Consider the following 16,750-nt stretch of genomic DNA (forward strand, 5'->3'; position numbering starts at 1 on the left):
ATCCCTTGGTGGCGTCCGTTCCCTTAGAGTACCCATATGAGCGCGGGTCCGCTCGATGGGGCCCCTAAATTGACCCGTTCCGGCCAACGAACTATCAGTAGCCCTCAAGCTCATGGGGGCGTGGGATCGTACGCAGATGGCTTCCGGGCGCGCACACGGTTCCCTCGCGGACAGAGCTGCCTTGGTGACAGGCTCCTCCCGCGGCATCGGACTCGCCATCGCTCGCGCCCTGGCCCGCGCCGGAGCGCGAGTCGTGGTCACCGCGCGCGATGCGGACGGAGTGCGCGCCGCCGTGGCGGAGTTACGGGGCGCCGGCGCGACGGCGGTCGGCTGCGTGGGCAGCGTCGCCGACCCGGCGCATCTGGAGGCGTGCGCGTCGCTGGCGGTACGGGAGTTCGGGCGGCTCGACATCCTCGTCAACAACGCCGCCACCAACGCGCCTTACGGGCCGCTGATGGAGGCCGACCCCGACGAGTGGCGGCAGGCGTTCGCGGTGAATGTGGAGGCGGCCCTGCGGCTGACGCAACTCGCCTGGCGGGCCTGGATGCGCGAACACGGCGGCGCGGTGGTCAATATCTGCACAGAGGGCACCCACGGAGTCGGCCCGCGGGTCGGCGCGTACGGAACGAGCAAGGCCGCGCTGAGCCATCTGACGCTTCAGCTCGCGGGCGAACTGGCCCCGGCCGTACGGGTGAACGCGGTCTCACCGGGGCTCGTACGCACCGAGATGGCGCGCTTCGTCTGGGAGGGCGCCGAGCGGCGGATCGCCGATGGCCTGCCACTGGGCCGGATAGGTGAACCCGACGATGTGGCGCAGGCGGTGCTGTGGCTGGTGTCCGACGCGGCCGCATGGGTGACCGGGGCGGACCTGCTGGTGGACGGCGGTACGAGGGTGCGCGCGGCGGCGGGCACCGGCTCGTACGCCGTCCATGAGCAACTGCGGGCTACGGGTGGACCGCCTACCAGTTCGCCGGAGCGTAGTCCTTGAGGAAGCAGCCGTAGAGGTCCTCGCCGTCCTCGCCGCGCACGATCGGGTCGTAGACGCGGGCCGCGCCGTCGATCAGGTCGAGCGGGGCGTGGAAGCCCTCGTCGGCGAGGCGGATCTTGTCGGGGTGCGGGCGCTCGTCGGTGATCCAGCCGGTGTCGACGGCGGTCATCATGATGCCGTCGGTCTCGAACATCTCCTGGGCGCTGGTGCGGGTGAGCATGTTCAGGGCGGCCTTGGCCATGTTCGTGTGCGGGTGACCGGCGCCCTTGTAGCCGCGGCTGAAGACGCCCTCCATGGCGGAGACGTTCACCACGTAGGTGCGCTTGCCGCGCGCGGCGGCCATCGCCGGGCGGAGACGGCTGATCAGGATGAACGGCGCGGTCGAGTTGCAGAGCTGGACTTCGAGGAGCTCGACCGGCTCGACCTCGGAGACCGTCTGGACCCAGCTGTTGGTGTCGTGCAGGTCGGGGACCAGACCGCCGGCGTCGATGGCGGTGCCCGCCTCGATCCGGGCCAGTGAGGTGGATCCGGTGACCAGCGCGAGGCCGGTGACGTCCTGGGCGGTCAGCGCCTCGCCGCGGCCGACGGGCAGCGCCGCCTGGGCGCCACTGCCGAACGCGCCGATGACCTGGGAGGTGGGCAGCTCGCCCGCGGGCAGCGGCGCGGACTCGGCGGCGATCAGCTCGCTGTACGCCCGCGCCGAGCGGCGTACCGTCTGCGCGGCGTTGTTGATCAGGATGTCCAGCGGTCCCTCGGCGGCCACCGAGTCGGCGAGCGCGACGACCTGTGCCGGGTCGCGCAGGTCAATGCCGACGATCTTGAGGCGGTGGATCCACTCGTCACTGTCCGCCATCGCCTTGAAGCGGCGGATGGCGTCGCCGGGAAAGCGGGTGGTGATGGTGGTGTGCGCGCCGTCGCGCAGCAGCCGCAGCGCGATGTACATGCCGATCTTGGCCCGGCCGCCGGTGAGGAGGGCGCGCTTGCCGCTGAGATCGGTGCGGGCGTCGCGGCGGGTCCGGTTCTCGGCCGCGCACTTCTGGCACAGCTGGTGGTAGAAGGCGTCGACCTCGACGTACCGGGTCTTGCAGATGTAGCAGGAGCGCGGGCGCTGGAGGATGCCCGCGATCTCGCCGCTGACCGAGGAGGACGGCAGCAGGCCTTCCGTCTCGTCGTCTATCCGCTCGGCGGAGCCGGTGGCGGTGGCCTCGGTGACGGCCTTGTCGTTGGCGGTCTTGGCGGCGCGGCGCTCCTGGCGGCGGCGCTGCTTCACGGTCCGGTAGACGCCCGCGGTGGCGCGCCGCACCGTGATCGCGTCGGGGTGGTCGACGTCCAGCTTGTCGAGCTCGTCGAGCACGCTCAGGCAGACGGCCAACCGCTCCGGGTCGATGCCCGGACCGTACGCCGGGCTGTCCTCTGTCACCGTCATGCCTCTGCCGTTCCTCAATCACTCGATCGGTCGTGCACTCAGTCGTGCACTCCAAAAGCGCAACTTTACTGAATGTTGAGGTGTCGACAAAATATGCGATCTTCAGCACGTACGTGAAGATGGCTTCAGGTCTGCTTCAGGCCTGCTTCAGGAGGGCTTGCAGGACGCGGCGAGCACCGCCTGTATGGTCTTGCCGCCGCCCGGTCCCCTGAGTACCCGGAAGTTCCGCGCGAGCTGACGCACCAGGGCGATCCCCCGCCCGCTCTCGTCGCTCTCCTGCGGCGCGCGCAGCTGCGGCGGTATCGGGCTGTCGTCCGCCACCTCCACCGTGACCCGCCCCGGATCGACGTGCAGGCGCAGCCTGCAGCCGCTGTTGGCGTGCCGGGTGGCGTTGGTGACCAGCTCGGACACGACCAGCGCCACGTCCTCCACCTGGGCCGGCTCCACCTGTTCGGTGCAGCCTCTCGTGAGGAAGTCTGTCGTCAGCTGCCGGGCCCGGCCTGCGGAGACCTCGGCCGGTGGCAGTTCGTACGTCGCACAAGCGGCCCGCTCACGGGCGGCCCTGTGCGCACGCATAGGATCACTCCGTTCCATAACACAACGACACGTCCCTCGGTGTCTTCATTCCCAGGCCCTGTGATCGCCAATCACTTGTTCGAGTACTTCGGTGTTCGAACAATCGGCTGCCGTGACGTGTCGTGATGATCTTTACAGCACCCGCTGCCCCTTGCCGAGCGCGATGACCCCGTTCTCCGAGACGGTGTAGAGCTCGCGGTCCCGGCCGGGGTTGACCCCGATCGTCGCGCCCGCCGGAACGTCCACGTTCTTGTCGAGGATGGAGCCCCGTACCACCGCGCCCCGCCCGATGCGTACGTTGTCGTGGAGCACCGAGCCCTGCACCACGGCACCCGCCTCGACCACCACGCCGGGAGAGAGCACGGACCGGGTGACCTGCCCGCGGACGACGCAGCCGGGGCTGATGATCGACTCACTCGAAATGCCCGCGCCGACGAAGCGGGCGGGCGGCAGCTGCCCGGGGTGGGTGTAGATGGGCCAGCTCCGGTTGTCGAGGCCGAAGGCGGGCCGGTCGGAGATCAGATCCATATGCGCTTCGTAATACGTGTCGAGCGTGCCCACATCGCGCCAGTAGCCGTGTTCCCACGCGCTCTCGCCGGGCACATGGTTCTCATTGAAGTCGTAGACCTGCGCCACACCGCGCTCGGTGAGCATCGGCAGGATCGAGCCGCCCATGTCATGGACCGAGTCCTCGTCGTCCGCGTCCTGATACAGGGCGTCGACCAGGACCTTGGTCGTGAAGAGGTAGTTGCCCATCGAGGCGAAGACATGGTCGGGGTCGCCCTTCAGCCCCGGCGGGTCGGTGGGCTTCTCCAGGAACTGTTCGATCTGGTTGCCCTCGGGGGCGGGCGTGATGATCCCGAACGAGGACGCGTCGGCGCGCGGCACCTTGATCCCGGCGACCGTGACGCCGGCGCCGCTCTCGATGTGCTGCCGCAGCATCTGCCGCGGGTCCATCCGGTACACGTGGTCGGCGCCGAAGACGGCGATGTAGTCGGGCTGCTCGTCGTTGACAAGGTTGAGGGACTGCAGGATCGCGTCCGCGCTGCCCAGATACCAGCGTCTGCCCAGCCGCTGCTGGGCCGGGACCGGCGTGACGTAATTGCCCAGCAGGCTCGACATCCGCCAGGTGGTGGTCACATGGCGGTCCAGCGAGTGCGACTTGTACTGGGTCAGTACGCAGACACGCAGGATGTCGCCGTTGACGAAGCTGGAGAGCACAAAGTCCACCAGCCGGTACATGCCGCCGAAGGTCACCGCCGGTTTCGCCCGGTCGGCGGTGAGCGGCATCAGCCGTTTGCCCTCTCCCCCGGCAAGAACGATCCCCAGCACCGAAGGTCCACCACGCATAGCCGCTCCTCTGTGCGCTATGGCTGCTACGCCTGTTTGAGCAGCTCCTCGTACACCTCGTACGTGCGCCGGGCCACCTGATCCCAGCCGAATTCACGTACGGCGCGCTCCCGGCCCGCCGCGCCCATCCGCGCGGCCTCCGCAGGGTCGTCCAGGACCCGGTTGACCGTCTGGGTGAGACCCGATTCGAAGGCCTCGGCGTGATCGGCGTCGTACGGCACGAGCAGTCCCGTGCGTCCATCGTCCACAACTTCGGGGATCCCGCCGACCGCGGAGGCGACGACGGGCGTACCGCAGGCCATGGCCTCCAGATTGACCAGGCCGAGCGGCTCGTACACCGAGGGGCAGACGAAGACGGTGGCGTGGCTGAGGAGCTGGATGACCTGTGGCCGCGGCAGCATCTCGGGGATCCAGAACACCCCGTCGCGCACGCGGTCCAGCTCCTCGACCAGCTCCCGGAACTCACGGCCGATCTCCGGCGTGTCCGGCGCGCCCGCGCACAGCACGAGCTGGGCGCCCGGGTCGAAGGAGCGGGCCGCGCGCAGCAGGTGCGGGACGCCCTTCTGGCGGGTGACGCGGCCGACGAACAGGACGATGGGGCGGTCCGGGTCCACGCCGATGCGGCGCAGCGCGGTCGTGTCGTGGTCGGGGCGGTACAGGCGCGTGTCGATTCCGTTGTGGATGACGTGCACCCGCTCGGGGGCCAGGGCCGGATAGCAGGCGAGGATGTCGGCGCGCATGCCCCGGGAGACCGCGATCACGGCGTCCGCAGCTTCGATCGCCGTGCGCTCGGCCCAGCTGGAGAGGGCGTAGCCGCCGCCCAGCTGCTCGGCCTTCCAGGGGCGCAGCGGCTCCAGGGAGTGCGCGGTCATCACGTGGGGGACGCCGTAGAGGAGCTTGGCGAGGTGCCCGGCGAGACTGGCGTACCAGGTGTGGGAGTGGACCAGCTCGCGGCCCTGGAGTTCGGCGGCCATCGCGAGATCGATGGAGAAGGCGCGCAGGGCTTCATTGGCGCCTTCGAGTCCGGCGAGCACCTGGTGGCGCAGCACGCCCTCGGCCGCGCCCTCGCCCCAGCAGTGCACTTCGACGTCGGCCAGGGGTCTCAGCTCGCGGGCAAGGAACTCCACATGGACCCCGGCGCCCCCATAGACGTCCGGGGGATACTCCCGCGTGAGCAGTCCCACCTTCACCCCACGATGGTCACTCACGGAACCCGATCCGGGAAGACCGCCGTCGTGACGGCCGTCACGGGCACGTACCCGTAACGTGCCCGTACCCACCGTGAGGGGGATCCTTGGACCGGGCGCGTACTACTACGGCAGTACGTCGGATTGACTGCTCAAGGACGACGACGTGAACGCGGAAAACAGCGATCGTATTCTCTATGAGTTTCCTCGCGCTGGCAGTGGTGCTGTCCCTGGTTTCCGCGGTCGTCTATGCCGCCGGGGCGATCATGCAGGAGCATGTCGCCACCGCCACTCCCGCACGGCCGTACGCCCCGCTGCACCACACGGCGTGGTGGATCGCCGTCGGCCTCAACGGTCTGGGCGCGGTGCTGCACGTGATCGCGCTGGCGTACGGGCCGCTGAGTCTGGTCCAGCCGCTGGGCGCGCTGACGATCGTCTTCGCGCTGCCGATGGCCGCGATGTTCGTACGGCGCAAGGCCGGCGCCACCGCCTGGCGCGGCGCGATCATGGCGACCGCGGGCCTCGCGGGGCTGCTGGCGCTGACCGGGAACTCCGGCTCCCACTCGCTGAACGGCGGGGAGCGCTGGGTGCTGGCGGGCGTGACCTTCGGCGGCGTGGCTCTGGTGTTCCTGGTGGCGCAGCTCGTGAACCGGCCCATCTTGCGCAGTGTGCTGCTGGCCGGGGCGGCGGGCGGCGCCTTCGGCATCGCGTCGGTGTTCACCAAGACCGTCGCGGTGGACTGGACGTGGTCCGCCCCGGTCGCGCAGTGGCCGAGCCTGCTGGTGATCGGGCTCCTCGCCTGCGGCGGTCTGCTGCTCTCGCAGGCCTCCTACCGCGGGGCGGGCCTCGCGGCCCCGCTGGCCACGGTCACGGTCGTCAATCCGGTGGTGGCCGCGGCGGTCGGCATAACCATGTTCGGCGAGGGCTTCCGGTACGGCGTGACGGGGACCTTCCTGGCGCTGGGCTTCGGTGTCGCGGCGGCAGGTGGGCTGATCATGCTGACGACGGAGCGGCTGGCGGCCGCTCGGGGGGAAGGGCAGGCGCGCCCCGCAGAGCCGCAGGGGCGCGCGTCCGACCTTGCCGACGGCACAGGCCCTGCCGACCGCGCCGCAAGCCTTGCCGATCCCGCAGGTCTTGCGGACCGTACGAGGCTTGCGGAGCGGCCGGACCAGTCAGATCGAGACGCCGCCCGCCCTGAGGTACTTGAGGGGATCAATATCGGAGCCATACCCCGGCCCCGTACGCACCTCAAAATGGAGATGCGGTCCCGAGCTGTTGCCGGTGGATCCTGACCGGCCTATCCGCTGGCCGCTGCTGACCTGCTGGCCGGAGCGGACGGTGAGCGCCGACAGATGCGCGTACTGGCTGTACCTGCCGTCGGTGTGCCGGATGACGACCTGGTAGCCGTACGATCCGCCCCAGCCTGCCGAGACGACGCGTCCGGAGGCGACGGCCTTCACGGAGGTGCCGGTGGGGACGGGGAAGTCCACGCCGGTGTGGTAGCCGCTGGCCCAGGAGGAGCCTGACTTGCGGTAGGGGGTGCCGGTGCTCGCGTCGACGGGGGCGGAGAGTGAGGTCTTCTGCGCGGGCACGGTCGCGGGCTTGGGGGCCCTTACCTGCTCCTTGGGCGCTTCCTGCTTCGGCTGGGTTTTGGGCTGGGCCTTGGGCTTGGGCTTCGGCTGGGTTTTGGACTGAGCCTTCGGCTGGGCTTGAGACTGGGCCTTCGGCGGAGCTTTCGGCTGCTGGGTCTGGGCCGGCTTGGCGCTCGTGCCGCCCTTGGGGGCATCGATCCGGATGACCAGCTTCTGGCCCGGGTGGATGAGGTCGGGGTCGGAGCCGACGACGGTGCGGTTCTGCGCGTACAGCCGCTGCCAGCCGCCCCTGACCTCCTCGGTGTTCGCGATCTTGGACAGGGAGTCGCCACGGGCGACCGTGTAGCCCTCGCGCTGCGTGGGCACCGTCGTCGGCGTTGCCTTCTTGGGTGCAGGCGCAGGCGCGGCCGTAGTCGCGGGCGCGCTCCGCCGCTCGGCCTGCCTGACCGGCGTGACGTCGGGCGCGTCACCGCCGCGGGTGAGACCGGCCTGGTCCGAGCAGTGCGGCCACGCCTGCGGCCCCTGCGCCTTGAGGACCTTCTCGGCGATGGCTATCTGCTGGTCCTTGCTGGCGAGGTCGGCGCGCGGCGCGAACTGCCTGCCGCCGTACGCCTCCCAGGTGGACTGGCTGAACTGGAGCCCGCCGTAGTAGCCGTTGCCGGTGTTGATCTTCCAGTTGTTGGTGGACTCGCAGCCCGCGACCTTCTCCCAGACGTCCACGGACGCCGCGTTCGCCATGCCCGCGCCGACGAGGGGCAGCGCAATGCCCGCGCCGCCCACGGTGAGGGTGAGAGAAGCCCGGTTGACGCGGCTGGGCTGGTATCGGCGATGCCTACCTGTAGCGGCCATTCTGGGACTCCCCCATTGACATGTAGGTCCACTTCACAAGCCGCAAAACTAGGTGCAGGAAAGGACCATGACAAGGGGTCAGCTCCCGGCGCAGGGGCGCATGGAGCCCCCGGGGAGTCCGACGGCCGCAGGCGCGGTGGGCTCCGTCCCCGTCTGCGCGACCACGGACGCGGCCACCAGTGAAGCGAACTCCAGCATGGCTACCGCTCGCGCCGGGGAAAGCGCGCGCTCCCACCCGCCCGTGGTGGAGAGCCAGGTCAGGACCGCCGCCATAAAGGCATCCCCGGCCCCGATCGTGTTGACCACCTCCACGGACACGGCCGGAACCGACACCGGTGCGGCGCCATGGACGTACGCCGTGCTGCCGCGCGCTCCACGTGTCATGATCACCAGCCGCCCCTCCCCGGCCAGCCGCCGGCAGCTCTCGTCCGGGTCCCGGTCCGGCCAGAGCCACGCCACGTCCTCGTCGCTGGCCTTGACGACATGCGCCAGCGCGCACAGCTCGCGCAGGCGGCCCAGACTCCGCTCCGGGCCGATCGTGCGGTCCTCGCGCACATTGGGGTCGACCACCAGGAGGGAGTGCCGGGTCGCCGCGTGCGCGGTCGCGAGTACCGCCCTGGCCGCCGGGTCCACGACGGCGGCCAGGCCCCCTACGTACACCGCGCCGAAGCGCGCCACGTCCGCCGTCCGGTCCGGGAGCCGGAAGGTCGCCGTGTCCTGGAGGTGGAAGTGGTAGCCGTTCCCCGCCTCGCCGGGATCGGCGACCGCCAGCGCCGTGGGGCGGTCGGAGCGCCCGCAGAGGCCGAGTTCGACGCCGGCGACCGTGAGCCACCGCTCCAGCGTCCGCGCGAACCCGTCGCCGCCCAGCGTCCCGGCGAACGCGGCCTGCCCGCCGAGCCTGGCCAGGCCGATCGCCACATTGGCGGGCGCGCCGCCGGGCTGGGCGCGCAGGAGCCCCGGCTCGCCCGCCACCGGGACGAGGTCGATGAGCGCCTCACCCAGTACCAGTACGCCCTGGGGGCCGCCCGTCACGGCTGCACCACGATCTTGCGGCCCTGGCCCGCCTTGAACTGGTCGATGGCCTGCGGGTACTGCTCCAGCGGCAGCCGGTCGCTGATGAAGACGGCCGGGTCGAGCACGCCACTGGCGAAGAGCGCGGCGGCCCGCTCGTAGCTGTGCAGCACCGCCATGGATCCGGTGATGGTGATCTCCTGGTTGTAGATCCGGTACGGCTCGATCACGGCTGTGGTCGCGTAGTCGGCCACGCCGAACTGGAGGAACGTGCCGCCCTTGGCGACGCGCCCGAGGCCGTCCTGAATGGCCCCGGCGTTGCCGGTCGCGTCGATGACGATGTCCCAGCCGCCCGGCCGGTCCAGTTCATCGGCGGTGGCGGCCGATCGGGAACAGCCGAGCAGCGAGGCCGTCGCGAGCCGGTCCGGGTTGATGTCGAGGACGTCGACGCCGGCCGCGCCGGTGCGCTTGGCGAGTTCCAGCATCATCAGGCCCATCGTGCCGGAGCCGTAGATCAGCACCTCCGCGCCGAGAGTCGAGTTCAGCACGTCGTAACCGCGCACGGCGCAGGACAGCGGCTCGATCAGCGCCGCGTCCCGTACGTCGATGTGGTCGGGCAGGCGTACGCAGTTGGCGACGGGCGCCACGGCGAACTCGGCCGCGCCGCCGGGCACGGTGACGCCGATGGCGGCCCACCGGTCGCAGAGGTTGCCGCGGCCGGAGCGGCAGTAGCGGCATTCGTGGCAGTGCAGCGACGGATCGACGGCGACGCGGTCGCCGACGGCCAGCTCGGTGACCTCCGAGCCGACGCCGACGATCTCCCCGGCGAACTCATGGCCGGGCACGATCGGCAGCGTGGGCGCGAACTCACCCTGCAGGATGTGAAGGTCGGTGCCGCAGAGCCCGCACGAGGCCACGGATACGACGACCTCGCGAGGTCCCGGGGTGGGGTCGGGCACCGTCGTGACCGAGACCTCGCCGGGGGCTTCGACAATCGCTGCCCTCATTTGACTGCTCCAAGAGAGAGGCCCTGGACGAGCTTGTCCTGGGCGGCGTAGCCGGCGGCGAGCACCGGCAGGGACACAACGACCGACGCGGCGCACAGCTGGGCGAGGAACAGGCCCTGACTGGTGACGACGCCGGACAGATAAACGGGTGCTGTCTGGGCGACGACCCCGGTGAGCACCCGGGCGAAGAGGAGCTCGTTCCAGCTGAAGATGAAGCAGATCAGGGCGGTGGCCGCGATGCCCGGGCCGGCGATCGGGGCGACCACCCGGGCCAGGATGGTGGGCAGCCGGGCGCCGTCCACCTGGGCGGCTTCGATGATCGAGACCGGCACGTCCGAGAGGAAGGACTGCATCATCCACACCGCGATCGGAAGATTCATCGAGGTGTAGAGGAGGACCAGGAGCCAGATGTTGTCCAGCATTCCGGTGTTCTTCGCGAACAGGTAGATGGGCAGCAGACCGGCGACGACGGGCAGCATCTTCGTCGACAGGAAGAAGAACATCACGTCCGTCCACTTGCGCACGGGCCGGATGGAGAGCGCGTACGCCGCCGGGAGCGCCAGTACGAGCACCAGCAGCGTGGAGAAGACGGAGGCGGAGAGGGAGTTGATCAGGGGCGGCCAGGGGCTCGGCCCGCCGTCCGCGCCGAAGAACTCGCGGTAGCCGTCGAGGGTCAGCGACGCGGCGATGGACGGCGGGTTGGTCGCCGCGTCCGACTCCGCGTGCAGGGAGGTGAGGACCATCCACATGGCAGGCAGACAGAAGCCGATCCCGGCCACCCAGGCCACCAGGCCCAGTGCGGCGGAGCGCCGCTTGGCCCGGCGCGCGGCGGGCGGCAGCTGCACTATCTGTGTCTGAGCGGTCATGCGCGGTTCGCCTCCTCACGGAAGAGGGACGAGACCACCCGGAGCGCGAACGTCGCGATGATGATCGTACCGATCACGACGACGACTCCCGCGGCGGAGGCCAGTCCGTACTCGTGGGCTTTGTAGAAGGTTTCGTAGATGGTGTACGGGAGGTTGGCGGTGCCAAGTCCTCCGGCGGTGATCGTGAACACCGCGTCGAAGTTCTGCACGATGTAGATGGAACCGAGCAGTACGCCGAGTTCGAGGTACCTGCGCAGATGCGGCAGGGTCAGATAGCGGAAGGTCTGCCAGGCGCTCGCGCCGTCCAGCCGCGCGGCCTCCATCATCTCGGCGGGTCTGCTCTGCAGTCCGGCGAGCAGGATCAGCATCATGAACGGTGTCCACTGCCACACCAGAGCGGCTTCGACGGCGATCAGCGGCATGCTGGAGATCCAGTCCGGCTGCGTCGGCGACGTATCCCCGAACAGGTCGCCGACCCAGGCCAGCGCCCCGTTGAGCAGTCCGTACTCCGGGTTGTAGAGCGCGTGCTTCCACAGCAGCGCGGCGGAGACCGGCACGATCAGGAACGGGGTGATGAGCAGGGTGCGCACCACGCCCCGGCCGAAGAACGTGCGGTCCAGCAGCAGCGCGAGCACCAGTCCGAGCACCACCGTGGCGATGACGACGCTCGCGGTGAGCAGCATCGTGGTGAAGACCGATTCGCGCAGATCCGCGTCGGTGAACACGGAGGCGTAGTTGGCGAACCCGGAGAAGGCGCGCTTGTCGGGGTTGAGCGAGTTCCAGTCGAAGAGCGATATCACCAGCGTCGCCACGAACGGCAGCTGAGTGACGGCGATCAGGAAGATCAGGGCGGGCAGCAGCGGCGCCCGGGTGGCCCAGGCGCGCGCCCGCGAGCCCTTGGCCCTGCCGGACTGTGCCATGGCGGGCGGGGACAGCCGCGCGCCGGTGCTGCTGAGCGATGAGGTGGTCATCGGTACTCCTTGGCGACCTTCTCGGCCAGCTTCTGGGAGGCCGCCAGGGCCTCGTCCACGGACTGGCGGCCTGCGATGGCCGCGCTGATCTCCCGCGCGACCTTGGTGCCGAGATCGGTGAATTCGGGGATGCCCACGAACTGGATGCCGGGCACGGGGCGCGGCTGGGTGCCGGGGTTCCGCGGGTCGGCGCTGGAGATGGCCAGCTCGGTGACGTCCGCGAAGGCCGCGGCCTCCTTGCGGTACTGGGGGTTGGCGTAGGTGGAGGCCCGTTTGCCCGCGGGCACGTTCGCCCAGCCGCTCGTCTCGCCGACCAGCGACTCGTACTCCTTGCCCGACGCCCAGGAGATGAACTTCCACGCGTCGTCGGACTTCTTGGAGGCTTTCTGGATGCCCCAGGCCCAGGTGTAGAGCCAGCCGGAGCTCGCTGTCCGCTCCACCGGAGCCGGTACGTATCCGATCTTGCCCTTCACCGGGGAGTCCGCCGACTCCAGCGATCCGGCGCCGGCGGTGGCGTCGTACCACATGGCGGACTTGCCCTGGGTCATGTTGTTGAGGCACTCCGCGTACCCGGACTGGGGCGCGCCCGCCTCGCCGTGGGCGCGGACGAGGTCGACGTAGAACTTGGTGGCCTTCTTGAACTCGGGGGAGGTGAGCTGCGGCTTCCAGTCCTCGGTGAACCAGGTGCCGCCCATGGTGTTGACGACGGTCGTCAGCGGCGCGATGACCTCGCCCCAGCCGGGGAGCCCGCGCAGGCAGATGCCTTTCATTCCGCGCTGGGCGCCGTCCGCCTTCGCGGCGAGGTCGGCCACCTGCTGCCAGGTGGGTTTGGCGGGCATCGTCAGCCCTTTCTCGGCGAAGACGTCCTTGCGGTACATGAGGAAGGACGACTCGCCGTAGAAGGGCTCGCCGTACAGCTTCCCTTCCGCGGTGAGCGAGTCGCGCAGGGGCTTGAGGACGTCGTTCTGATCGAAGGCGGTGTCCTGCCGGGCGTACTCGTCCAGGGGGTGCAGCCAGTCGTTCTTGGCGAAGAACGGCACCTCGAAATTGGAGATGGTGGCGATGTCGTACTGGCCGGCCTGGTTGGAGAAGTCCTGGCTGATCTTGTCGCGGACGTCGTTCTCCGGGAGCACGGTGAAGTTGACCTTGATGCCGGTCTTCTTGGTGAAGTGCTCCTTGGTCAGCTTCTGCAACTCGACCATCTGCGGGTTGTTCACCATCAGTACGTTGAGGGCGTCACCCCCGCCGAAGGAGGTGCCGCCGGCTCCGGCGCACCCGGCGAGGAGTGCCAGCGCTGCCGTGCCCGCGCCCACACGCACGCGGAATTCACGTCCACGTCGTCGTCGCTGGAGGGGCATGAGTTCTCCTGATCAGTTGTAGCGGCTCGTGATGATCGGGTGTCGGTGCGCGACGGCCCTGCCCCCTGACCGGCGGCGGGGTTCGGAGGGGTCCGTTGTGTCGGCTTCGGACTGTTTCGGCTTCAGACGCGGATGACCTGCGGGCCGAGCAGTGAGTAGCGCTGGGATTCGGCCGAGGGGAGTCCCATGTCGGTGACTATCGCCTCGAAGTCGCCGACGTCGGCGAAGCGGCAGAAACTCACCGCTCCGAACTTCGTGTGGATGCCTACGAACACCCTGCGGCGGGCGCTGCGCATGGCCTGGGCCTTGACCTCGCCGACCGCGGGGTCGGGGGTGGTGAGCCCGTACTCGCGGGAGATGCCGTTCGCGCCGACGTACGCCAGATCGATGACGAAACCGGCGAGCATCCTGGTGGCCCAGTGGTCGACCGTGGCCATGGTGGAGCCGCGGACGCGCCCGCCGAGCAGCAGCACGGCGATCTTCTCCGCGTCCGCGAGGACGGTCGCCACCGCCAGGGACGCGGTGACCACGGTCAGCGGCCGGTCCCGCGGCAGCGCTTCCGCGACGAGTTGCGGGGTGAAGCCCTCGTCGACGAAGACGGTCTCCGCGTCGCCGAGGAGTTCGGCCGCCGCAGCCGCGATCCGCGACTTCTGCGGCACATGGCGGGTGGTGCGCACCGCGAGCGTGGTCTCGAACCCGGCGCTCTCGACCGGGTACGCCCCGCCGTGCGTGCGCCGTACGAGGCCGTGCTCCTCAAGGACCCGCAGATCGCGCCTGACGGTCTCCTTGGCCACCCGGAACCGGGCGGCCAGCCGGTTGACGTCGACCGATCCGTCCTGCCGGGCCGCGTCGAGAATTCCCCGTCGGCGTTCCTCGGTGTCCACGACACACTTCCCTGTGTTTCAGCGGTGGGTCCGCTGTCCGCTGTCTGCGTCCGTTCGGGCCCATGCGTCGTTTGTACGCGCAAGGGAGCCCCCTCGACCAGGCTCTACGCTCGCTCCGCTGTGCCCGTTCGTGCCCGTTTCCGCAGCGACGTAGACGCTGGTCGCACGACAGTACGCGCTTGACGTGGCGTACGACACTGCCCGTTTGGCGGCAGGCCGGTGTCCGAACCCCGCCCGCGGGCGGAATGTGGAAGCCTCAGGAGGACTTGAAGATCGATGAGTGGCCGGGACCGCCCGTACGTATTCCGTAGGGCGATACGGCAGGTTCTGACTTCCGACGGACATCCAGGAGCGCACGCATGAGTGGTACAGCCCAGATCGGCGTCACGGGGCTCGCGGTGATGGGCCGCAATCTCGCCCGTAACTTCGCACGCAACGGCCTCACGGTCGCCGTGCACAACCGCACATCGGCCAAGACGCGCGCCCTGGTCGAGGAGTTCGGCGAGGAGGGCGCCTTTGTCGCCGCCGAGTCGGCCGAGGAGTTCGTCGCGGCCCTGGAGCGGCCCCGCCGCTTGGTCATCATGGTCAAGGCGGGCGATCCGACGGACGCGGTGATCCAGGAGTTCGCGCCGCTGCTCGAAGAGGGCGACGTGATCATCGACGGCGGCAACGCCCACTTCGCCGACACCCGCCGCCGCGAGAAGGAGCTGCGGGAGCGCGGGATCCACTTCGTCGGCGTGGGCATCTCGGGCGGCGAGGAGGGCGCGCTGCACGGGCCGAGCATCATGCCGGGCGGTTCGGCGGAGTCGTACGCCTCGCTCGGCCCGCTGCTGGAGAAGATCGCCGCGAAGGCCCCGGACTCCACGCCCACCGTCGCGCACATCGGCCCCGACGGCGCGGGCCACTTCGTGAAGATGGTGCACAACGGCATCGAGTACGCCGATATGCAGCTGATCGCCGAGGCCTACCACCTGCTGCGCGCGGTCGCGGGCTACTCCCCCGCCAAGATCGCCGAGACCTTCCGCACCTGGAACACGGGACGGCTGGACTCGTATCTGATCGAGATCACGGCCGAGGTGCTGGCCCATACGGACGCGACGACGGGCAAGCCCTTCGTCGACATCGTCACCGACCAGGCGGAGCAGAAGGGCACGGGCCGCTGGACCGTGCAGATCGCGCTCGATCTGGGCGTGCCGGTCTCCGGGATCGCGGAGGCGGTCTTCGCACGCTCGGTGTCGGGGCACGCTCAGCTGCGCGACGCCTCGCGCGCGCTGCCCGGTCCGACGGCGAAGCCGCTGGGCGAGGCGGACGCGGCGCGCTTCGCCGACCGGGTGGAGCAGGCGCTGTACGCGTCCAAGATCGTGTCGTACACGCAGGGGTTCCACCAGATCCAGGCGGGCAGCGAGGCGTACGACTGGAACATCGACCTCGGTTCGGTGGCCGCGCTCTGGCGGGCCGGGTGCATCATCCGGGCGGCGTTCCTGGACCGGATCCGGGGCGCGTACGACGCGCAGCGCGACCTGCCGAGTCTGCTGTCGGACAAGCAGTTCGCGGAGGAGATCGGCGCGGCGCAGGACGACTGGCGCGAGGTGGTCGCGGCAGCCGCCCGGCAGGGCGTCCCCACGCCGGGGTTCTCCGCCGCGCTGGCGTACTACGACGCGCTGCGCGCGGAGCGGCTGCCCGCGGCGCTGACGCAGGGCCAGCGCGACTTCTTCGGGGCGCACACCTATCGGCGGACCGACCGGGAGGGTTCGTTCCACACCCTCTGGGGCGGTGACCGCTCGGAGGTGCGCACCGACTGATCAACCGCGTGATCGGCCGGCGGGTCCGGGCTCGGGTTCCGGCTCCGGTACGGGGTCGGGGCCCGGCGGCTTCGGAATGGGATCCGGCGTGGGCCCCGGCGGAGGCGTCGGCACGGGGCCTGGCCCAGGGGGCACGGGGCCCGGTCCCGGTGGTGGCGGAGTGGGGGGAGTCGGCGGTACGGGGTCGGGGATGGGTGGGCGGGTCATGCCGTCCTCCAACGGTTCGGAGTCGTGCGTTTCCCAATGTCTCCCGATGCGGGTGCCCCCGCGCGCCGAGTCCACTCGGACTCGCCCGCTCAGTCGACGGCGGCGGGCGCGGCGGCGGGTGCGCCGGCGGCGTGCGGGCTGCGTTCGGTTCGGCTGCCCGGCACCGGCGCGGAGGCGTCCGAGCCGAGCGCGACGATCCGGTTGCCTGCGTCGACATGCACGACGCTCGGTACCAGCGAGCGCGCCTCGGCGTCGTCCACCTGTGCGTAGCTGATGAGGATCACCAGATCCCCGGGGTGCACCAGGTGCGCGGCGGCGCCGTTGATGCCGATGACTCCGGAGCCGCGTTCGCCCTCGATGACGTACGTCTCCAGCCGGGCGCCGTTGGTGATGTCGACGATATGGACGAGCTCGCCGGGCAGCAGATCGGCGGCTTCCATCAGCTCGGCGTCGATGGTGACGGACCCCACGTAGTGGAGATCGGCCTGGGTCACGGTGGCCCGGTGGATCTTGGACTTGAACATGGTACGAAGCACGGAGAAACTCCCGATCTCGTCTGCTCCCTGCCTGCTTTCTGCAGGTCAAGGGCGGTCTCCGCACCCTACAACGATTCGCGTATTCGGGAGGCCGCAACCCTCGGGCCGGGGTGCCGCCCGACGCGTACCGGACCGTCGTC

General features: G+C 70.0%; 15 protein-coding genes. 3 read left to right on the forward strand and 12 right to left on the reverse strand.

Annotation, left to right across the window (positions count from 1 at the left end; all coding sequences use genetic code 11):
* The first annotated feature begins 136 nt into the window (after nt 1-136).
* A complete protein-coding gene (locus tag ACIHCQ_RS18710; RefSeq protein WP_399663280.1) occupies nt 137-988 on the forward strand; it encodes an SDR family oxidoreductase in 852 nt (283 codons plus the stop codon).
* On the opposite strand, the gene ACIHCQ_RS18715 is transcribed toward ACIHCQ_RS18710, so the two are convergent.
* The 4 genes from ACIHCQ_RS18715 to glgA all read right to left on the reverse strand — a co-directional run bounded on the left by ACIHCQ_RS18715 (nt 960) and on the right by glgA (nt 5,530).
* Complete coding sequence (locus ACIHCQ_RS18715; protein ID WP_399663281.1) at nt 960-2,414, reverse strand: SDR family NAD(P)-dependent oxidoreductase; 1,455 nt, start codon at nt 2,412-2,414, stop codon at nt 960-962. The genes ACIHCQ_RS18710 and ACIHCQ_RS18715 overlap by 29 nt on opposite strands.
* Nucleotides 2,415-2,561: 147 nt before the next feature.
* Complete coding sequence (locus ACIHCQ_RS18720; RefSeq protein ID WP_399663283.1) at nt 2,562-2,990, reverse strand: ATP-binding protein; 429 nt, start codon at nt 2,988-2,990, stop codon at nt 2,562-2,564.
* A gap of 132 nt (nt 2,991-3,122) precedes the next feature.
* Nucleotides 3,123-4,340: a glucose-1-phosphate adenylyltransferase gene (gene glgC, locus ACIHCQ_RS18725; protein WP_399663285.1), complete on the reverse strand. Its 1,218-nt coding sequence runs from the start codon at nt 4,338-4,340 to the stop codon at nt 3,123-3,125.
* Between the two features lie 26 nt (nt 4,341-4,366).
* Nucleotides 4,367-5,530 (reverse strand): glycogen synthase, encoded by a 1,164-nt coding sequence (gene glgA / locus ACIHCQ_RS18730; protein WP_399663566.1) that lies wholly within the window; start codon nt 5,528-5,530, stop codon nt 4,367-4,369.
* 194 nt (nt 5,531-5,724) lie between these two features.
* On the opposite strand from glgA, the gene ACIHCQ_RS18735 reads away from it, so the two are divergent.
* Nucleotides 5,725-6,819, forward strand: coding sequence for a DMT family transporter (locus tag ACIHCQ_RS18735; RefSeq protein WP_399663287.1), 1,095 nt, complete (start codon nt 5,725-5,727; stop codon nt 6,817-6,819).
* Here ACIHCQ_RS18735 and ACIHCQ_RS18740 read toward each other — a convergent pair.
* From ACIHCQ_RS18740 to ACIHCQ_RS18770, 7 genes are all read right to left on the reverse strand, one after another.
* Nucleotides 6,700-7,968 carry a transglycosylase family protein gene (locus ACIHCQ_RS18740; RefSeq protein WP_399663289.1) on the reverse strand — a complete coding sequence of 423 codons (1,269 nt, stop codon included), beginning with the start codon at nt 7,966-7,968 and terminating at the stop codon, nt 6,700-6,702. The two genes, ACIHCQ_RS18735 and ACIHCQ_RS18740, sit on opposite strands and share 120 nt — an antisense overlap.
* Nucleotides 7,969-8,046: 78 nt before the next feature.
* Nucleotides 8,047-9,000 (reverse strand): carbohydrate kinase, encoded by a 954-nt coding sequence (locus tag ACIHCQ_RS18745; RefSeq protein ID WP_399663291.1) that lies wholly within the window; start codon nt 8,998-9,000, stop codon nt 8,047-8,049.
* On the reverse strand, nt 8,997-9,986 hold the full coding sequence (locus ACIHCQ_RS18750; protein ID WP_399663293.1) for a zinc-dependent alcohol dehydrogenase family protein: 990 nt from the start codon (nt 9,984-9,986) through the stop codon (nt 8,997-8,999). The genes ACIHCQ_RS18745 and ACIHCQ_RS18750 overlap by 4 nt, the downstream gene beginning before the upstream one ends.
* On the reverse strand, nt 9,983-10,852 hold the full coding sequence (locus tag ACIHCQ_RS18755) for a carbohydrate ABC transporter permease (protein ID WP_399663296.1): 870 nt from the start codon (nt 10,850-10,852) through the stop codon (nt 9,983-9,985). The genes ACIHCQ_RS18750 and ACIHCQ_RS18755 overlap by 4 nt, the downstream gene beginning before the upstream one ends.
* The gene (locus ACIHCQ_RS18760; protein ID WP_399663298.1) at nt 10,849-11,823 is read right to left on the reverse strand and encodes a carbohydrate ABC transporter permease; all 975 of its coding nucleotides are present in this window, start codon (nt 11,821-11,823) and stop codon (nt 10,849-10,851) included. Before ACIHCQ_RS18760 ends, ACIHCQ_RS18755 begins: the two co-directional genes overlap by 4 nt.
* Nucleotides 11,820-13,181, reverse strand: a complete 1,362-nt coding sequence (locus ACIHCQ_RS18765; protein ID WP_399663300.1) for an ABC transporter substrate-binding protein — start codon at nt 13,179-13,181, stop codon at nt 11,820-11,822. Before ACIHCQ_RS18765 ends, ACIHCQ_RS18760 begins: the two co-directional genes overlap by 4 nt.
* 122 nt (nt 13,182-13,303) lie before the next feature.
* Nucleotides 13,304-14,065, reverse strand: a complete 762-nt coding sequence (locus ACIHCQ_RS18770) for a DeoR/GlpR family DNA-binding transcription regulator (protein ID WP_399663302.1) — start codon at nt 14,063-14,065, stop codon at nt 13,304-13,306.
* A 359-nt stretch (nt 14,066-14,424) separates the two neighbouring features.
* Between ACIHCQ_RS18770 and gndA the strand changes: the two genes are divergently transcribed.
* On the forward strand, nt 14,425-15,867 hold the full coding sequence (gene gndA, locus ACIHCQ_RS18775) for an NADP-dependent phosphogluconate dehydrogenase (RefSeq protein WP_399663304.1): 1,443 nt from the start codon (nt 14,425-14,427) through the stop codon (nt 15,865-15,867).
* A 296-nt stretch (nt 15,868-16,163) separates the two neighbouring features.
* On the opposite strand, the gene panD is transcribed toward gndA, so the two are convergent.
* Nucleotides 16,164-16,610 carry an aspartate 1-decarboxylase gene (gene panD, locus ACIHCQ_RS18780; protein WP_399663306.1) on the reverse strand — a complete coding sequence of 149 codons (447 nt, stop codon included), beginning with the start codon at nt 16,608-16,610 and terminating at the stop codon, nt 16,164-16,166.
* Nucleotides 16,611-16,750 lie beyond the last annotated feature (140 nt).

The sequence above is a fragment of the Streptomyces sp. NPDC052236 genome (assembly GCF_044548015.1).
In the GTDB taxonomy this organism is placed as follows: Bacteria; Actinomycetota; Actinomycetes; order Streptomycetales; family Streptomycetaceae; genus Streptomyces.

Excerpts from the sequence above, each read along its gene's own strand:
- ACIHCQ_RS18710 (WP_399663280.1), top strand. The coding sequence starts at position 137 with ATGGCTTCCGGGCGCGCACACGGTTCCCTCGCGGACAGAGCTGCCTTG.
- ACIHCQ_RS18715 (WP_399663281.1), bottom strand. The coding sequence starts at position 2,414 with ATGACGGTGACAGAGGACAGCCCGGCGTACGGTCCGGGCATCGACCCG.
- ACIHCQ_RS18720 (WP_399663283.1), bottom strand. The coding sequence starts at position 2,990 with ATGCGTGCGCACAGGGCCGCCCGTGAGCGGGCCGCTTGTGCGACGTAC.
- glgC (WP_399663285.1), bottom strand. The coding sequence starts at position 4,340 with ATGCGTGGTGGACCTTCGGTGCTGGGGATCGTTCTTGCCGGGGGAGAG.
- ACIHCQ_RS18735 (WP_399663287.1), top strand. The coding sequence starts at position 5,725 with ATGAGTTTCCTCGCGCTGGCAGTGGTGCTGTCCCTGGTTTCCGCGGTC.
- ACIHCQ_RS18740 (WP_399663289.1), bottom strand. The coding sequence starts at position 7,968 with ATGGCCGCTACAGGTAGGCATCGCCGATACCAGCCCAGCCGCGTCAAC.
- ACIHCQ_RS18750 (WP_399663293.1), bottom strand. The coding sequence starts at position 9,986 with ATGAGGGCAGCGATTGTCGAAGCCCCCGGCGAGGTCTCGGTCACGACG.
- ACIHCQ_RS18755 (WP_399663296.1), bottom strand. The coding sequence starts at position 10,852 with ATGACCGCTCAGACACAGATAGTGCAGCTGCCGCCCGCCGCGCGCCGG.
- ACIHCQ_RS18760 (WP_399663298.1), bottom strand. The coding sequence starts at position 11,823 with ATGACCACCTCATCGCTCAGCAGCACCGGCGCGCGGCTGTCCCCGCCC.
- ACIHCQ_RS18765 (WP_399663300.1), bottom strand. The coding sequence starts at position 13,181 with ATGCCCCTCCAGCGACGACGACGTGGACGTGAATTCCGCGTGCGTGTG.
- gndA (WP_399663304.1), top strand. The coding sequence starts at position 14,425 with ATGAGTGGTACAGCCCAGATCGGCGTCACGGGGCTCGCGGTGATGGGC.